Origin of the sequence: Serratia rubidaea (assembly GCF_016026735.1) — a bacterium.
GTDB lineage: Bacteria > Pseudomonadota > Gammaproteobacteria > Enterobacterales > Enterobacteriaceae > Serratia_B > Serratia_B rubidaea.
The window spans coordinates 3,557,006-3,571,549 of record NZ_CP065640.1; the positions used below are offsets into that span (position 1 = coordinate 3,557,006).

At 61.7% G+C, this 14,544-nt stretch carries 16 protein-coding genes; 5 read left to right on the forward strand and 11 right to left on the reverse strand.

Translation table 11 applies throughout. The features are described from left to right. Together I6G83_RS16640 and galB are read right to left on the reverse strand one after the other, a co-directional pair. Entirely contained in the window at positions 1–714 is a 714-nt protein-coding gene (locus I6G83_RS16640; protein WP_054307521.1) for a 4-carboxy-4-hydroxy-2-oxoadipate aldolase/oxaloacetate decarboxylase, read from the reverse strand. Continuing rightward, entirely contained in the window at positions 711–1,451 is a 741-nt protein-coding gene (gene galB, locus I6G83_RS16645; RefSeq protein ID WP_015672048.1) for a 4-oxalmesaconate hydratase, read from the reverse strand. Before galB ends, I6G83_RS16640 begins: the two co-directional genes overlap by 4 nt. 128 nt (positions 1,452–1,579) lie before the next feature. Between galB and I6G83_RS16650 the strand changes: the two genes are divergently transcribed. Beyond that, positions 1,580–2,803 carry a LysR family transcriptional regulator gene (locus tag I6G83_RS16650; protein WP_054307520.1) on the forward strand — a complete coding sequence of 408 codons (1,224 nt, stop codon included), beginning with the start codon at positions 1,580–1,582 and terminating at the stop codon, positions 2,801–2,803. Here the strand turns inward: I6G83_RS16650 and aroQ are convergent. From aroQ to pckA, 5 genes are all read right to left on the reverse strand, one after another. Then, positions 2,800–3,231, reverse strand: coding sequence for a type II 3-dehydroquinate dehydratase (gene aroQ / locus I6G83_RS16655; protein WP_015672050.1), 432 nt, complete (start codon positions 3,229–3,231; stop codon positions 2,800–2,802). The genes I6G83_RS16650 and aroQ overlap by 4 nt on opposite strands. A gap of 10 nt (positions 3,232–3,241) precedes the next feature. Next, on the reverse strand, positions 3,242–4,075 hold the full coding sequence (locus tag I6G83_RS16660) for an amidohydrolase family protein (RefSeq protein ID WP_054307519.1): 834 nt from the start codon (positions 4,073–4,075) through the stop codon (positions 3,242–3,244). Continuing rightward, entirely contained in the window at positions 4,072–5,334 is a 1,263-nt protein-coding gene (locus I6G83_RS16665) for a gallate dioxygenase (protein ID WP_054307518.1), read from the reverse strand. The genes I6G83_RS16660 and I6G83_RS16665 overlap by 4 nt, the downstream gene beginning before the upstream one ends. 24 nt (positions 5,335–5,358) lie before the next feature. Continuing rightward, on the reverse strand, positions 5,359–6,738 hold the full coding sequence (locus I6G83_RS16670) for an MFS transporter (RefSeq protein ID WP_054307517.1): 1,380 nt from the start codon (positions 6,736–6,738) through the stop codon (positions 5,359–5,361). Between the two features lie 292 nt (positions 6,739–7,030). Next, positions 7,031–8,650, reverse strand: a complete 1,620-nt coding sequence (gene pckA / locus I6G83_RS16675; RefSeq protein WP_062778969.1) for a phosphoenolpyruvate carboxykinase (ATP) — start codon at positions 8,648–8,650, stop codon at positions 7,031–7,033. A 483-nt stretch (positions 8,651–9,133) separates the two neighbouring features. On the opposite strand from pckA, the gene I6G83_RS16680 reads away from it, so the two are divergent. Further along, positions 9,134–10,480 (forward strand): 2-hydroxycarboxylate transporter family protein, encoded by a 1,347-nt coding sequence (locus tag I6G83_RS16680; RefSeq protein ID WP_041411779.1) that lies wholly within the window; start codon positions 9,134–9,136, stop codon positions 10,478–10,480. Positions 10,481–10,627: 147 nt separating this feature from the next. Here the strand turns inward: I6G83_RS16680 and I6G83_RS16685 are convergent, their stop codons facing one another. Next, positions 10,628–10,837 carry a hypothetical protein gene (locus I6G83_RS16685; RefSeq protein WP_054307219.1) on the reverse strand — a complete coding sequence of 70 codons (210 nt, stop codon included), beginning with the start codon at positions 10,835–10,837 and terminating at the stop codon, positions 10,628–10,630. 165 nt (positions 10,838–11,002) lie between these two features. On the opposite strand from I6G83_RS16685, the gene I6G83_RS16690 reads away from it, so the two are divergent. Then, complete coding sequence (locus I6G83_RS16690; protein ID WP_156484015.1) at positions 11,003–11,167, forward strand: hypothetical protein; 165 nt, start codon at positions 11,003–11,005, stop codon at positions 11,165–11,167. A 28-nt stretch (positions 11,168–11,195) separates the two neighbouring features. Here the strand turns inward: I6G83_RS16690 and yniD are convergent, their stop codons facing one another. Next, positions 11,196–11,303, reverse strand: coding sequence for a small membrane protein YniD (gene yniD / locus I6G83_RS23590; protein ID WP_225365479.1), 108 nt, complete (start codon positions 11,301–11,303; stop codon positions 11,196–11,198). Positions 11,304–11,622: 319 nt separating this feature from the next. On the opposite strand from yniD, the gene I6G83_RS16695 reads away from it, so the two are divergent. Both I6G83_RS16695 and I6G83_RS16700 read left to right on the forward strand, forming a co-directional pair. Then, the gene (locus tag I6G83_RS16695) at positions 11,623–12,015 is read left to right on the forward strand and encodes an ASCH domain-containing protein (protein ID WP_054307218.1); all 393 of its coding nucleotides are present in this window, start codon (positions 11,623–11,625) and stop codon (positions 12,013–12,015) included. A gap of 4 nt (positions 12,016–12,019) precedes the next feature. Further along, on the forward strand, positions 12,020–12,622 hold the full coding sequence (locus I6G83_RS16700; RefSeq protein ID WP_054307217.1) for a cysteine peptidase family C39 domain-containing protein: 603 nt from the start codon (positions 12,020–12,022) through the stop codon (positions 12,620–12,622). 57 nt (positions 12,623–12,679) lie between these two features. Here the strand turns inward: I6G83_RS16700 and I6G83_RS16705 are convergent, their stop codons facing one another. After that, positions 12,680–12,925: a DUF1480 family protein gene (locus tag I6G83_RS16705; RefSeq protein WP_015672061.1), complete on the reverse strand. Its 246-nt coding sequence runs from the start codon at positions 12,923–12,925 to the stop codon at positions 12,680–12,682. A 153-nt stretch (positions 12,926–13,078) separates the two neighbouring features. Further along, on the reverse strand, positions 13,079–14,518 hold the full coding sequence (gene rsmF / locus I6G83_RS16710; protein ID WP_054307216.1) for a 16S rRNA (cytosine(1407)-C(5))-methyltransferase RsmF: 1,440 nt from the start codon (positions 14,516–14,518) through the stop codon (positions 13,079–13,081). Positions 14,519–14,544 lie beyond the last annotated feature (26 nt).

Consider the following 14,544-nt stretch of genomic DNA (forward strand, 5'->3'; position numbering starts at 1 on the left):
TTACTCCTCCAGCTGATCCAGCGAGTCGTAGTAGGTCAGACCCTTTTCCGCCAGACGCGGGCGCATCTGGTAGATATCCAGCCCCAGCTCGCCGCTGGCCATCCGCAGGCGTTTGCTCTCCTCCAGATCGGCGCGGCGGCGGCTGGCCGCCAGCGTCGCTTCGGCCTCGGCATGGCGCACGACCACCACGCCGTCATCGTCGGCGATCACCGCGTCCCCCGGGTAAATCAGCTGCCCGGCGCACACCAGCGGCACGTTGACCGAGCCCAGCGTCTCTTTGACCGTGCCCTGTGCGTACACCGCCCGCGACCAGACCGGAAAGCCCATTTCGCGCAGCGTGCGGGTGTCGCGCACCCCGAGGTCCGCCACCAGCCCGCGCACGCCGTGCGCCTGCAGCGAGGTGGCCAGCAGATCGCCGAAGTAGCCGTCGACGCAGGGCGAGGTCGGCGCCACCACCAGGATATCCCCCGGCCGGCACTGCTCCACCGCCACGTGGAACATCCAGTTGTCGCCCGGCGCCACCAGCACGGTGACCGCGTTGCCGGCGATGGCGCGGTCCTGCTGAATCGGCCGGATGGCCGGGTCGAGCAGCCCTTTGCGCCCCTGCGCCTCATGCACCGTCGCGACGCCGAACGTCGCCAGCGCCGCCAGCGTGTCGTCGCAGCTGCGGGGAATATTGCGCACCACCACGCCTTGCTTGCCGATGATGCTCATGCCAGATCCTCCGTCACCCGCGGGAAGATGCTCTGATAGCCTTCGCCGTACACGATGTTTTTACCGCTGGCGATGCCGACGTTGCGCTTGGCCTGCACGCCGCGCTGCTGGGCGACGCGGGTGTAGTATTCCCACAGGTGTTCCTGACCGGCCATGCACTGAATGGCCTGATACTTTTTATCCCACACCGAAGTGATGTCCAGCAGCACGTCCGGTTTCCATTCGCACTGTTCCGGCTGGTGCGGCTCAAACAGATACACCGGCGGCGCGGCGACGATCGGTTCGCCCGGGCGGTAGCCTTCCGCCTGCGCGATGATGCGCGCTTCCTGCGTCAGGTTGCAGGCCAGCGGGTGGTCGTAGTTGTACGGGTCTTTTTGCGAATGGGTCAGCACAAAGTGCGGCTGTACCCGGCGGAATACGTCCGCCAGGCGGAACAGCTGCTCTTTATCGGCGCGCAGCGGGTAGTCGCCCAGATCGAAGAACTCAATGCTGGCGCCGAGGATCTCGGCGGCGGCGCAGGCCTCTTCCTGGCGGGCGGCCTTCACTTTCTGCTCGGTCATCGCGCCTTTGCGCCACAGTTTGGCGGATTCGCCGCGTTCGCCGAACGACAGGCAGACGATATGCACCTGATAACCCTGCTGGCCGTGCAGCGCAATGGCACCGCCGGCGCGCCAGACGAAGTCGGCGGAATGGGCGCTGACCACCAGGGCGGTTTTGTTTGCGGTTATCTCACTCATGTTCGGATTCCTTGGCTGGTTAGAATGACCTCATGCTGTCAGTTTCCCGCTGCGGTGGATAATTCATTTGATTGCAGCAGGTATGCGTTTTATTTATATTGCCTCGACCGCCGTCCGGGAGACTGAGCATGGACTATGAAGAAGACGGGCTGACAAACCTGATGCAAATCAGGGCATTCAGCCAGGTTGTTGCGCAGGGCAGCGTTTCGCGCGCCGCCGATGAGTTATTCAGAACGCAGTCGGCCATCACCCGCTCGATTCGCGATCTGGAGCAAAAGCTGGCGGTGCCGCTGTTTGAGCGCCATGCCAGCGGCATGCTGCTGACCGATTTCGGCAAGTGCGTGCTGCCGCGCGCGCGGCGGGCGATTGCGGAGCTGCATCAGGTGCCGGCGCTGCTGGCCCGTCTGCAGGGGAAAGGGGCGGCGCGCGCCGACAGCGAGCCGCTGTACCTGTTTAACGTGCGCCGGCTACAGATTTTCGTCTGCCTGTGCGAAACGCGGCATATGCAGACCGTGGCGACGCTGCTGGGCCTGAGCCAGCCGGCGATCAGCGCGGCGCTGAAGGTGCTGGAAAACGGCGCCGGCGCGCCGCTGCTGGAACGCACGCCGCACGGCATGGTGCCATCGCTGGCCGGGCGGGAGATTGAAGCCAACATCCGGCGCGCGCTGAATGAGCTGCAGCATATTCCGGCGGATATCGCCGCCCGGCGCGGGGTGCTGACCGGCGCGGTGCGGGTCGGCGCGCTGCCGCTGGGGCGCACCCGGCTGCTGCCGCAGGCGATCGTCCAGCTGACCGCGCGCTATCCCGGCGTCAGCGTGGTGACCAACGAGAGCGCATTTTCCGCGTTGGCGTCTGAACTGCGCTCCGGCGATATCGACTTTATTTTCGGCGCGCTGCGCGACAGCGACTATGCGGCGGATGTGTACAGTGAAACGCTGTTTACCGAGGAGATGGTGCTGCTGGCGCGCCGTGGCCATCCGCTGGCGCAGGCCGGGTTGCAGCCGTCACAGCTGAAAAGCGCGCGCTGGGTGCTGCCGCGTTCGGCCACTCCGGCGCGCCGCCTGCTGGACGACTGTTTTCAGGCAATGGCGATGCCGCCGCCGTCGCCGGTGGTGGAGAGCGGCGATCTGGCGTTGGTGCGCGGGCTGTTGCTGAATTCCGATATGCTGGCGGCGGTGTCGGCGCACCAGCTGGAACATGAGCTGGCATCGGGGGAGCTGGTGCAGCTGCCGCTGGCGCTGCCCAATACCGGCCGCGCCATCGGCCTGACGTTCCGCACCGGCAGCCTGCATTCGCCGGCGGCGCAGGCGCTGATCGACAGCCTGCGCGCGCAGTGCGCCAATATCGCTTAAAGCAGGCTGGCGGCCTGCATCAGCGCGTAGCGGTAGCCCTGAATGCCAAAGCCGCAGATCACGCCGTGCGCCACGTCGGACAGGTAGGAGTGATGGCGGAACGGTTCGCGTTTGTGCACATTGGTGATATGCACCTCAAACAGCGGCAGGGCGACGGCGGTCACCGCATCACGAATGGCCACCGAGGTGTGCGTCCAGGCCGCCGGGTTGATCACCAGCGCCTGCGCCTTGGCGCGCGTCTCCTGGATCCAGTCGATCATCTGCCCTTCATGGTTGGTCTGCAGAAATACGATCCCGATATCCAGCTCCGCCGCCGTCCGATGGCACAGCGCTTCGATGGTGGCCAGGGTGTCGCGGCCGTAGGTGTCCGGTTCACGGCTGCCCAGCAGGTTGAGGTTGGGGCCGTTGAGCACGTAAATGGTTTTCATCATCTCTCCGTTAATCAGCAAAGCCAAACAGGCGCTGCGGCGTCTGCCACAGAATGCGCCGACGCGTCTGTTCGTCGGGGAACAGGCTTTCGCACAGCATCAGCAGCGTGCCCATGTCCATCCGTTCGGTGGCGCGCAGGAACGGCCAGTCCGATCCCCACATGCACTTCTCCGCACCGTAGGCGCTCAGCAGCGCCTGCAGGTAGGGCTGCGCGTCGCTGAACGGGTAGTGCCGGCGGGAAAACTTCGCCAGCCCGGACAGTTTCATATAGACGTGTTCACGCTCCGCCAGCCGCAGCAGCGCCTGAAAGGCCGGCTGTGTCAGCCCGGCGTCGACGTCGGGTCGGCCGCAATGGTCAAACAGCAGTTTGGCGCGGCTGCGCTGCAGCAGCGGCAGCAGCGCCGGCAGCTGGTCGTCCTGCACCTGAATTTGCGCGTACAGCCCCAGCTCCGCCAGTTGGGCCATCAGCCGGTCAAGCTGCAGAAACGGCGCGACGCCGAGCATGGCGACGTTGAGGGCGATGCCGACCACGCCCTGCGCCTGCAGCTGCGCCAGCGTCTCGCTGCTGCTGTCGAACGGCACCACCGCGATGCCTTTGTGGCGGCCTTCACCGGCGGCCAGCGCCGCCAGCAGACAGCGGTTGTCGGTGTTGTAGCCCGAGGTGGGGCCGACAATCAGCGAATGGCGAATGCCATAGGCCCGCATCACCGCGCGATAGTGCGCCGGGGTCGCCAGCTCATGGCCGGCCGGGTTATAGGCGCTGTCCGGCGCATAGGGGAAATTGGCCGGGTCGAACAGGTGGTGGTGGCAGTCGATTTTCGGTTGGGTAAATAGCGTCGTCATGCGTTTTTCCCCGCTACGGAGTACAGCACCTGCTGGTTGCGCGTCTTCTGGAACTCCTCCAGGGTTTCGCCGCGCATGGCGGCGTAGATATGCAGGTTGGAGCTACCGACTACCGCGCCGAGCTTCTCCAGCAGGAAGAAGCTGACGCCGTAGCGGATCATCGCCCGCCAGTCGAGTTCGCGCAGCATGCGTTGCTCCTCGTCGCTCAGCGCCGCCTGGTCAAACAGCGCCTGCTGCTGCTCCAGGAAGCGGGCGCGCCAGTCCGGTTGGATCAGCCGGTGCAGGAAGCGGTTGATGCGCAGCGCCTTCAGGCTGCGGGCATGGGTGAACGGGTAGGTGCCCGCCAGTTTCTCCACCCCGGCCAGCTGTTGGTTAATTTTATCGCGCTGGCGCTGCTGTACGTCGACCGGCGCTTCCCGCGCGCGGTTTTCCAGAATCAGCGTGGAGATGCCGGTCATCGAGGGCAGGTAATAGGCCTCATGCAGCTTTTCCACGTTGGCGGAGAGCGCGCCGCGCATAATCAGCCACATAATCACCTCCGCGCCCTCCAGGCCGCCGAGGGTGGCGTATTCCGCCAGGGTGATGTCGGTCAGACGCTGCGGGTCGTTCACCAGCATATCGACGAACTGAGCGTCCCACTCCGGGTTATTGAAGCCGCAGCGTTCGCCGTGCACCTGATGCGAAACGCCGCCGGTGGCGACCACTGCCACTTTCAGGTCCTCCGGGAAGCTTTCGATCGCCCGCCGCAGCGCCTGGCCCAGCTTGTAACAGCGGCGGGCGGACGGGATCGGGAACTGCAGCACGCCGACCTGCAGCGGCACCACCCGGGTCGGCCAGCCGCCGTCCTGCCACGGCAGCAGGGCGGACAGCGGTGAAAACAGGCCGTGGTCCAGCGGTTTATCCTGGAAGAACGCCATGTCGAATTCGTCCGCCATCAGGCTGGCGCCGATATGCTGGGACAGCGCCGCATGGCCGGCGACGGGCGGCAGATCGCGCGGGCCGCCGCCTTCGTCGGCGACGGCGTAGCTGTCGTCAATCCCCAGCGCAAACGCCGAATAGTGGTCGAAGAAGAATGAGGTGACGTGGTCGTTGAACACGTACAGCAGTACGTCGGGCTTTTTCTCCGCCAGCCACTGCTGCATCGGGGCGAAACCGTCGAAAATCGGCGCCCAGGCGCTCTCCTGCTGTTTATTATGATCCACCGCAAAGCCGATGGTGGGGGTGTGGGACACGGCCAGTCCGCCAATAATCGTTGCCATCCTGATACCTCTGTCTGAAAGTGTTTAGCGGTTATTCATCGTGCGCGACAGTGCGGGCAGATCGTTAAGGCCGATGCCTTTTATCCTTTCCGCCGGGCGCGCATGCTGATGATTGATAATGGTAATCGCCGCCAGCAGAGCCGGGGTGGCGAGGATAATAAAAATACTGGTGGCGCCGGGGAACATCCCCAGCAGCACGCCGCCGAGCGACGAGCTGATAATCGCGCCGCTGCGGCCGATGCCGTGCATCCAGCTGACGCCGGTGGCGCGCATTTCCGTCGGGTAGAACGCCGGGGAGAATGCCTGCAGACCGGTCTGCGCGCCGTTGATGCAGACGCCGCTGATAAACACCAGCACCGCCAGCGCCGTCGGGCCGAAGCCCCAGACGCCCTGCGCCAGCAGGCAGCACATGCCCATCAGATAGAACAGGGCGATCACCCGTTTGGCGACGAAGCGGTCCATCAGGTTGCCCACCAGCAGCCCGCCGATGGTGCCGCCCAGCTGGAATAAACCGGCGATAATCGCCGCGCGCTCCAGCGAAAAACCGGCGCCGCGCACGATGGTCGGCAGCCAGCCGTTGAGCAGATAAATCACGAACAGCCCCATAAAATAGGTGAGCCACAGCACCAGCGTGCCTTTGGCGTAGCCGTTACTGAACAACTGCAGCACCCGGGCTTTTTTGGCGATCACCGGCGTTTTTAACACAAAGGTGGTGCCGGCGCTGAAGACGCCGCCGGCGCGCCGCAGGATACGGGCGATTTTGTCCTTATGCTGGTTGCGCACCACCATATACAGGGTGGATTCCGGCAGGATCCACATCAGCAGCGGCAGCATCAGCAGCGGCAGCAGGCCGCCGAGAAACAGCACCGCTTTCCAGCCCAGGTTCGGCAGCATGCCGGCGGCGATAAAGCCGCCGGCGCCGGAACCGATATTAAAGCCGCTGTACATCAGGGTGATCATCAGGCTGCGGCGGCGCTCCGGCATATATTCGGACACCAGCGTCACGCAGTTGGGCATCACCGCCCCCAGCCCGAGGCCGGTCAGAAAGCGCAGCACCGCCATTTCCAACGGGGTGCGGGCAAAGGTGCTGAGCAGGCTGAACAGCGAGAAACAGAGGATCGACAGCAGCAGCACCTTTTTGCGGCCGAAGCGGTCGGAGTAGGGGCCGGCGATTAACGCGCCGAGGGCAACGCCGAGCATCGCCGCGCCGAGGATCGGCCCCATTTCACCCCGTGAAATGCCCCAGTCCTCGATCAGCGCCGGCGCGATAAACCCCATGACCGCGGCGTCGTAACCGTCGAACATGATAATGATGAAGCACAGGATTAATACCAGCCACTGATAGCCGGAGATGGGGCGCGAATCGATCCAGGCTTTGACGTCAACAATGTTGTGGTTGCTCATCGGGTACGCTCTCTGTTTTTTTTATTAATATGTGATCGGATTAAAACTTTGGCCGCAGGCCGGAAACGTATTGGATGAGCGTCAGCCGATGTGTTTTAAATGTTTATAGCATTAAATTTATATGTATCAATGAATTATGTTGATTGTTGCTGACGCCTCGTTAACCACGTTAGGGAGTGCGCCGCAGGTTGTCTGCCGGAAAATGATTAACGAGGTATGAGTTTTATTTATTTATCTAGCGGGCGGGGATGAAAAAGGGCGCAGTGGCTGCGCCCTGTGGAGGTCTGCGGCGTTAGCGCTGCGGGCCGGCGGCCAGCAGGCGTTCTCCCGCCGGGGTGACGGTGTATTTGGCGAAGTTGTCGATAAAGCGCTGCGCCAGATCCTGCGCTTTTTCCTGCCACAATGACGCGTCGGCGTAGGTTTTGCGCGGGTCGAGGATCGCCGGGTCGACGCCCGGCAGCGCGGTCGGCACCGCCAGGCCGAAGATCGGCAGGGTGAAGGTATCGGCCTGCTCAATCTCGCCGTTGAGGATGGCGTCAATAATGCCGCGCGTATCCTTGATGGAGATACGCTTGCCGCTGCCGTTCCAGCCGGTATTCACCAGATAGGCCTGCGCGCCGGCGGCCTGCATGCGTTTCACCAGCACTTCGGCGTACTGCGTCGGGTGCAGCGTCAGGAAGGCGGCGCCGAAGCAGGCGGAGAAGGTCGGCGTCGGTTCGGTGATGCCGCGTTCGGTGCCCGCCAGTTTGGCGGTGAAGCCGGACAGGAAGTGATACTGCGTCTGCTCCGGCGTCAGGCGTGATACCGGCGGCAGCACGCCGAAGGCGTCGGCGGTCAGGAAGATGATTTTTTGCGCGTGGCCGGCCTTGGATACCGGCGTGACGATGTTGTCGATATGGTAAATCGGGTAGGAGACGCGGGTGTTCTCGGTTTTGGCGCCGTCGTCGAAATCAATGCTGCCGTCGGCGCGCACCGTGACGTTTTCCAGCAGCGCGTCGCGGCGAATGGCCTGATAAATTTCCGGCTCGGCCTGCGGCGACAGCTTGATGGTCTTGGCGTAGCAGCCGCCTTCGAAGTTGAACACGCCGTCGTCGTCCCAGCCGTGTTCGTCATCGCCGATCAGCTGGCGTTTCGGGTCGGTGGACAGCGTGGTTTTGCCGGTGCCGGACAGGCCGAAGAAGACCGCCACGTCGCCCTGTTCGCCGACGTTGGCCGAGCAGTGCATGGAGGCAATACCCTTCAGCGGCAGCAGGTAGTTCATGATGGAGAACATACCCTTTTTCATTTCGCCGCCGTACCAGGTGCCGCCGATCAGCTGCATGCGCTCCGTCAGGTTGAAGGCGACGAAGTTTTCCGAGTGCAGCCCCTGCTGCCGCCAGTCCGGATTGGTGCATTTGGCGCCGTTCAGCACCACGAAGTCCGGCTCAAAGTCCGCCAGCTCGGCATCGTTCGGGCGGATAAACATGTTTTTCACGAAGTGCGCCTGCCAGGCGACCTCGGTGATAAAGCGCACCTTGAGGCGCGTGTCGGCGTTGGCGCCGCAGAAGGCGTCAATCACAAACAGACGCTTGCCGGACAGCTGATCGCCCACGCGGGTTTTCAACTGCTGCCAGACCGCCGGCGACATCGGCTGGTTGTCGTTTTTGCCGGTGCCGCTGTCTGACCACCAGACGGTGTCGCGCGTGACGTCGTCACGCACAATATACTTATCCTTCGGCGAACGGCCGGTAAACTCGCCGGTATCGACGGCGACCGCACCGAGGTTGGTCAGGGTGCCGCGCTCCAGCGGCGGCAGGTCGGCGCGGGTTTCTTCGTTAAACAGCAGGTCATAGTCAGGGTTGTAAACGATATCGCTGGCCTGATGGATACCGTAGCGGGCAAGGGTTTGCGGGGTTACAGCGGTTGAAGACATAGTCTACGTCCTTATCATACCTTTCGGTGCGACGCCGACGTTGTGTAAACCGCCGGGTCAACTGCCTGGGGTATTGTGATAGTGTGTCCGGCTGCGCGCGTAACGACAGCGGACGTTTTATTTTGCTGACCGGATTCAGCCGGGCTATTTCCGGTTCTTATTTCTGCAAGTCCGCAGATGTTTGCCGTTGCCTATAGCATGACGGCAAAAATTATCCCGATTAATTTAATTACAAAATGCTGACGATAATTAATTAAAGCCAACCTTAGCGGGGTGTCACACTATTTAATTAAGCCGGGTTAATTTTGTTCTGCTTTTTTATTTTTTATCATATCTTCGGCCTTGTCTACTGTTTTATCTGCCTCCAATAACCCGGAGCCTCGCGCTGTTCCGGGCGGTAATCTCATGTTTTTAATTATTAATTATTTTCCTGCGGGCGGAGTGCGCCCGTGGTTTATCAGACACTTGCGGACAGGGTGAATAATGAAACAGATAAATGCACAACTCGGTTACCAACGACAAACGTCACCATCAGATTCTTCCGGAATAATACAAAAAATACGCAGAATGGATATCGGAGCGGTGCCGATCGCGCTGTTTATCACTATTTGCGCCATCGTTGCCATTTCGGCCTATGCCAACTTTTTACCGAAAAATATGATCGGAGGCCTGGCGGTGATCATGACGCTGGGTTTTGCACTGGCGCATTTGGGAAAGTCTATTCCGCTATTGCGGGAAATTGGCGGGCCGGCGATTTTATGCCTGATGGTGCCGTCGGTGCTGGTCTATTTTAATGCCTTTCAGCCCAATGTGCTGGCGACGGTTAATCTGCTGATGAAAGAGGCCAACCTGCTGTACTTCGTGATCGCCAGCCTGGTGGTCGGCAGTATCCTCGGCATGAACCGGGTGATCCTGATCCAGGGGATGATTCGCATGTTTGTGCCGCTGCTGGCAGGGACGCTGAGCGCGGTGGCGACCGGCCTGCTGGTGGGGCAGCTGTTCGGCTACGGCGTCTATCACACCTTCTTCTTTATTATCGTGCCGATTATCGGCGGCGGTATCGGTGAGGGGATTTTACCGCTGTCGCTGGCCTACTCGGCGATTCTGGGCGGCACGCCGGATCTGTACGTGGCGCAGCTGGCGCCGGCGGCGGTGCTGGGGAACATTTTCGCCATCGTCAGCGCCGGGGTGCTGGCGCGCATCGGCATGCAACGCCGTACGCTGAGCGGCGACGGGATGCTGATTCGCTCTGCGCAGGACAACGCGCTGTTTACGCGCCAGGAGGGCGGCGGCGCGGTGAATTTTCACTGGATGGGCGGCGGGCTGCTGGTGATTTGCGCCTTTTTTATCGTCGGCGGGCTGTTTGAGCATCTGGTGCATATTCCCGGCCCGGTGCTGATGATCCTGTTTGCGGTATTGTGCAAATACTGCCGCATTATTCCCGCCAGCATGGAGAATGGCGCGCACAGTTTTTATAAATTTGTTTCCGCCGCGCTGGTGTGGCCGCTGATGATCGGCCTGGGCATGCTGTACGTGCCGCTGGAGAACGTGGTGGCGGTGTTCTCCGTCGGCTACGTCGTCGTCTGCGGCTCGGTGGTGCTGTCGATGGGGTTGGTGAGCTTCCTGATTGCGCCGCGGCTGAAGATGTTTCCGGTGGAGGCGGCGATCGTCACCTGTTGCCATAGCGGGCTGGGCGGCACCGGCGACGTGGCGATTTTGTCAGCGTCGAACCGCATGGGGCTGATGCCGTTTGCGCAGATCGCTACGCGCATCGGCGGGGCGTCAACGGTCATTGGCGCGACGCTGCTGCTGGGCTGGCTGACACGCTGAGGTAAAATCAGGAAAAAAATCAGCTTTTCTGCTTAATGCCGATAATTCTGATTAAATTTTCAGATTGTTCGTGAGATAATTTTTATCAGGCGTCTGGGCTTGCATACCTTGGGCGTCTGCCGAGTCGCCAGCCATACGGTTGGCGATTCATTTCCCCTCTTTGAGCATATTGATTGCCGCTCCCAACAGAATACGCTGCTCAATGTCCTGACTGTCCGCCGACTGGCGCGCCAGCTGTTGGGCCAGGCTTTCCACCGACAGCGCTTCGCCGCGGTGGCGCAGCTGCATCACGCCGTCGCCAATCAGGCGGGCGACTTCGTCCCAAACGGGTTTTATCTCCTGCTCCGAGAACTTCATCGCTTACCTCGGTCGGTGATTTTTTGCTCAATGTAGCAGTTGACCGACGACGACGCCAGTGCTGCACGCGGGCAAGCGTAAAACCGGAAGTATAAAAAACAGGCCATCCGTATTTCTTCTGCTTTCACCGCTTAATACTTAAAGGGTCAAACCGCGGAGGGTGAAATGATGAGTCTGGTGGACCAACTGATGGAGTATTACCGCGCATCAAACGCGGCGGAAGTTCGGCATCCGATTTGCCGCTGGTGGCTGCCGCAGGGAGAGGCGCGGGTGGCCTATTTACGTGAACTGCTGGAGCCGGCGGCCGGAACGTCCGCTGCACGGCGCTAAGTAACCAGGCGGCCGGCCTGCCGGCCGCTTAGCCGAAGGCGATCGCCGCCCAGCGCAGCAGCAGCAGGGCCAGACAGATGCCTAATAGCACCAGCAGGACTTTCCCATGCTTGGCGCGCATACGTTTGGTGACCAATGGCGCCTCCCGGAGTTCAGACGCTGAGAAGACCGATGCCCAGCCCGGCCACTACCAGTACAACCAGCGTGACGGCCTGCAACAGGTCGCTGAAGGTATCGTCGGGATCTTTGTCATACTCTTTCATGGTACTGCTCGCCTAGGCTATTCGCCGGCCGTGAATGAGGCCCCAGTATGCCTGTCATCAGTCGGCAGTCACAGAGGCGTTCGGTAAATATCAGGTAAAGATTGGTCGGCGGCGCGGGTGGGAAGCGGCGACGCTCCGGCGGCTTTGTAGTATGCTCGCCGTATTAACTTCTTTTCTGACAGGCAGATAACCATGGCCAAGACAATACCGGCACAGTATGAACATGCGGAGCGCTGGGCGTTCGGCGATAACGAAGCGCTGGCGGATGAGCTGGTGCAGCTTATTCTCAATGGCACTAAAACCGCCACCTGCTCCAATCTGGATGAAGACGGCATTCCTCAGGCCGGCGATATCTTTGTGGTGGTGGACGGGCGGGGAGAGCCGGCCTGCGCGATCAGGCTGACCTCGGTCGACGTGCGCAGCTACGATCAGGTGGACGAGGCGCATGCCTTTGCTGAAGGGGAAGGCGACCGTACGCTGGCCTATTGGCGCCGCGAACACCGGCGCTTCTTTGAGGCATACGATCTGTTTACGCCGGATATGACGCTGATCCTGATGCATTTTGCCGTGGTAGAGGCGTTTTAGGCCGATGCGAGCGGTGCCCTATTGCTGCCAGTGGGCCACGCCGGAGCTGGCGGCCGATCTGATCGCCGGCCGCGCCGTATTGGCGGATGACCCGAACTGGGCGGCCAGCGGCGCGTTGACGCAGGCGGAATACCTGGAGTGGGCCAACCACGTGTGCGGCATGGCCTGTTTGCGCATGATTCTGCGCCACCGCGACGGCAGCGCGCCATCACTGCTGGCGCTGGCGCGCCGCAGTCTGCCTTACGGCGCCTATGTGCGGCAGGATGACGGCGGGATCAAGGGGCTGATTTACGCGCCTTTTGTCCGTTACGTGGGCGAACAGTTTGCGCTGCAGGCGGCGGTGCAGGTCGATATTACGGCCGAGCAGCTGCCGGCGCTGCTGGCCGAATGGCGCTATATCATCGCGTCGGTGCATCCTTCCATTCGTCAGCCGTTGCAGACGCCGCCGCAGCGCGGCGGGCACCTGGTGCTGATCACCGCGGCGCCGGCGGGGCAGCTGCAATTCCATAACCCGTCCGGCGATCGTCCGGCGACGCAGGAGGACGTGACAATGTCACCCGAGACGTTTAGCCGCTTCTTTGCCGGGCGCGCCATCACGGTGAAATAAAAAACGCGCTGCGTTTATCGTGCAGCGCGTTTTTAACTTTCCTTACCGCACCGCCGTTCAGCCGATACGCATAATCCAGGCGTCCTGCTGACGGTCATAATGCTGCTTATACAGCAACAGCTGTTTACCGTTCAGGGTGGCGGGAATGCTGGTGTGTTCGTCCCAGCCATCCAGTTGCATGCACAAATCCGGGTCCGACTTGCACGGAATGGTCAGCAGGCCATCGCTTTCCGCCTGTTCGGCGGCGGAATGGATGGCGTCATCGACCTCAAAACTACCAATTTTCACTACGGATACGCTCATGAATGCTCCTTTTCAGCCAGATGCAGGAGGTACGACCAGTTGGCCCGTCATCAATGAGCATAGACAAGGCTGCACAAAATGTCACCGAAAAATTTTATCCGCGCGCGTGCAGCGATGGCGGCGGGCTGGCCGCCATCGGTTTGGGGAAGGGAACTATTGGTGGAAGTCGAGCGCGCCATCGCGCACCAGTTCACGCGGCAGATTGTTTTTAATCCGGCTGCCGATGCGTTTGGCGATGCCCAGCGGCTGCTGCTGGTAGGTGACGATGCACTCTTCACCCTGCGGCGGCTCCGCCGGGTACAGATCGCGGCCGTGATACCACTCCTGCGCCAGCGCGGCATCCAGTTCGAACGCCTGCGGCCCCTGGCCGTCCGCCAGCGCGATCGCCGCCTCATGCTGCCAGCGATAGCCTTTGGGGAAGCGCTCGGCCAGTTTCACACCGATGCGTGAAAAGCGCACTTTGCCGATCAGCGCTTCCAGCGCGGTCGGAAACAGCCAGATCTCTTTGTCGCGCGTCCACAGGGCGTGGGCGGCGTCATCCCAGCTCAAGCCGGCGGCATTGGCGGCCTGACGCACCAGCGCGCCGTCTTTGCGCGACATCGGCGTAAAGGGGAACTTGCCCACCTTATAGCTCGGTTTGGCCAGCGGCGGCACCGAACGGTGTTTGCGCAGGCGGGCGACGAAAAAGCCTTCGCTGTCGTAGATTTGCGGGAACACGTGCAGAAAACCTTCCGCCGTCAGCGCCCGTTGCGCATCGGGGAACAGTTCGCCCAGCGGCTCGATGCTGACCGCATCGCCGTAGCTGGCCAGCAGGCTGCGGATCACCGCCTGGTTCTCCTGTTCATTCAGGGTGCAGGTGGAGTAGACCAGCACGCCGCCCGGCGCTAACGCGTGGAAAGCACTGTCGATCAACTCGCGCTGCGTGTCGGCGATGCTGGTGACGCTCTCCGGCGACCAGTTGCTCATGGCATCGGGATCTTTGCGCACCACGCCTTCGCCGGAGCAGGGGGCGTCCAGCAGGATGGCGTCAAAGGCTTCCGGCAGCGCAGCGCCGAATACCCGGCCGTCAAAATGGGTCAGCGCGCAGTTGCTGACTCCGCAGCGGCTGATATTGGCATGCAGCACTTTAACCCGGCTGGCGGCGTATTCATTGGCGACGATGCCGCCCTGATTATGCATCAGCGCGGCGATTTGGGTGGTTTTTGAGCCCGGCGCGGCGGCGACGTCCAGCACCCGCGTCGGCGCATCATCGCCGGCAAACAGCGCGCTGACCGGCAACATCGAGCTGGCTTCCTGGATATAAAACAGGCCGCTGAGGTGTTCGGCCGCGCTGCCCAGCCGCAGGCTTTCATCGTCACGGGCGATCCAGAAGCCCTCGGCGCACCAGGGGATAGGCTCCAACTGCCAGTCGTACTCTTTTACCCGCGCCAGAAAATCGGCGACGCTGATTTTCAGCGTATTGACGCGCAGACTGCGGCGTAACGGGCGTTGACAGGCGGCGATAAAGTCGTCCATTGACAATTCGGCGGGCATGATGGCGCGCGTGGCGTCGAGAAACGCCGGCGGCAGAACTACGGAAGCAGGTTTAACCACAGAAAACTCTTGCGAGAAAATAAGAA

Bases quoted from the DNA above. Each gene is read 5' to 3' on its own strand.
- I6G83_RS16640 (WP_054307521.1), bottom strand. From the start codon at position 714: ATGAGCATCATCGGCAAGCAAGGCGTGGTGGTGCGCAATATTCCCCGC.
- galB (WP_015672048.1), bottom strand. From the start codon at position 1,451: ATGAGTGAGATAACCGCAAACAAAACCGCCCTGGTGGTCAGCGCCCAT.
- I6G83_RS16650 (WP_054307520.1), top strand. From the start codon at position 1,580: ATGGACTATGAAGAAGACGGGCTGACAAACCTGATGCAAATCAGGGCA.
- aroQ (WP_015672050.1), bottom strand. From the start codon at position 3,231: ATGAAAACCATTTACGTGCTCAACGGCCCCAACCTCAACCTGCTGGGC.
- I6G83_RS16660 (WP_054307519.1), bottom strand. From the start codon at position 4,075: ATGACGACGCTATTTACCCAACCGAAAATCGACTGCCACCACCACCTG.
- I6G83_RS16665 (WP_054307518.1), bottom strand. From the start codon at position 5,334: ATGGCAACGATTATTGGCGGACTGGCCGTGTCCCACACCCCCACCATC.
- I6G83_RS16670 (WP_054307517.1), bottom strand. From the start codon at position 6,738: ATGAGCAACCACAACATTGTTGACGTCAAAGCCTGGATCGATTCGCGC.
- pckA (WP_062778969.1), bottom strand. From the start codon at position 8,650: ATGTCTTCAACCGCTGTAACCCCGCAAACCCTTGCCCGCTACGGTATC.
- I6G83_RS16680 (WP_041411779.1), top strand. From the start codon at position 9,134: ATGAAACAGATAAATGCACAACTCGGTTACCAACGACAAACGTCACCA.
- I6G83_RS16685 (WP_054307219.1), bottom strand. From the start codon at position 10,837: ATGAAGTTCTCGGAGCAGGAGATAAAACCCGTTTGGGACGAAGTCGCC.
- I6G83_RS16690 (WP_156484015.1), top strand. From the start codon at position 11,003: ATGATGAGTCTGGTGGACCAACTGATGGAGTATTACCGCGCATCAAAC.
- I6G83_RS16695 (WP_054307218.1), top strand. From the start codon at position 11,623: ATGGCCAAGACAATACCGGCACAGTATGAACATGCGGAGCGCTGGGCG.
- I6G83_RS16700 (WP_054307217.1), top strand. From the start codon at position 12,020: ATGCGAGCGGTGCCCTATTGCTGCCAGTGGGCCACGCCGGAGCTGGCG.
- I6G83_RS16705 (WP_015672061.1), bottom strand. From the start codon at position 12,925: ATGAGCGTATCCGTAGTGAAAATTGGTAGTTTTGAGGTCGATGACGCC.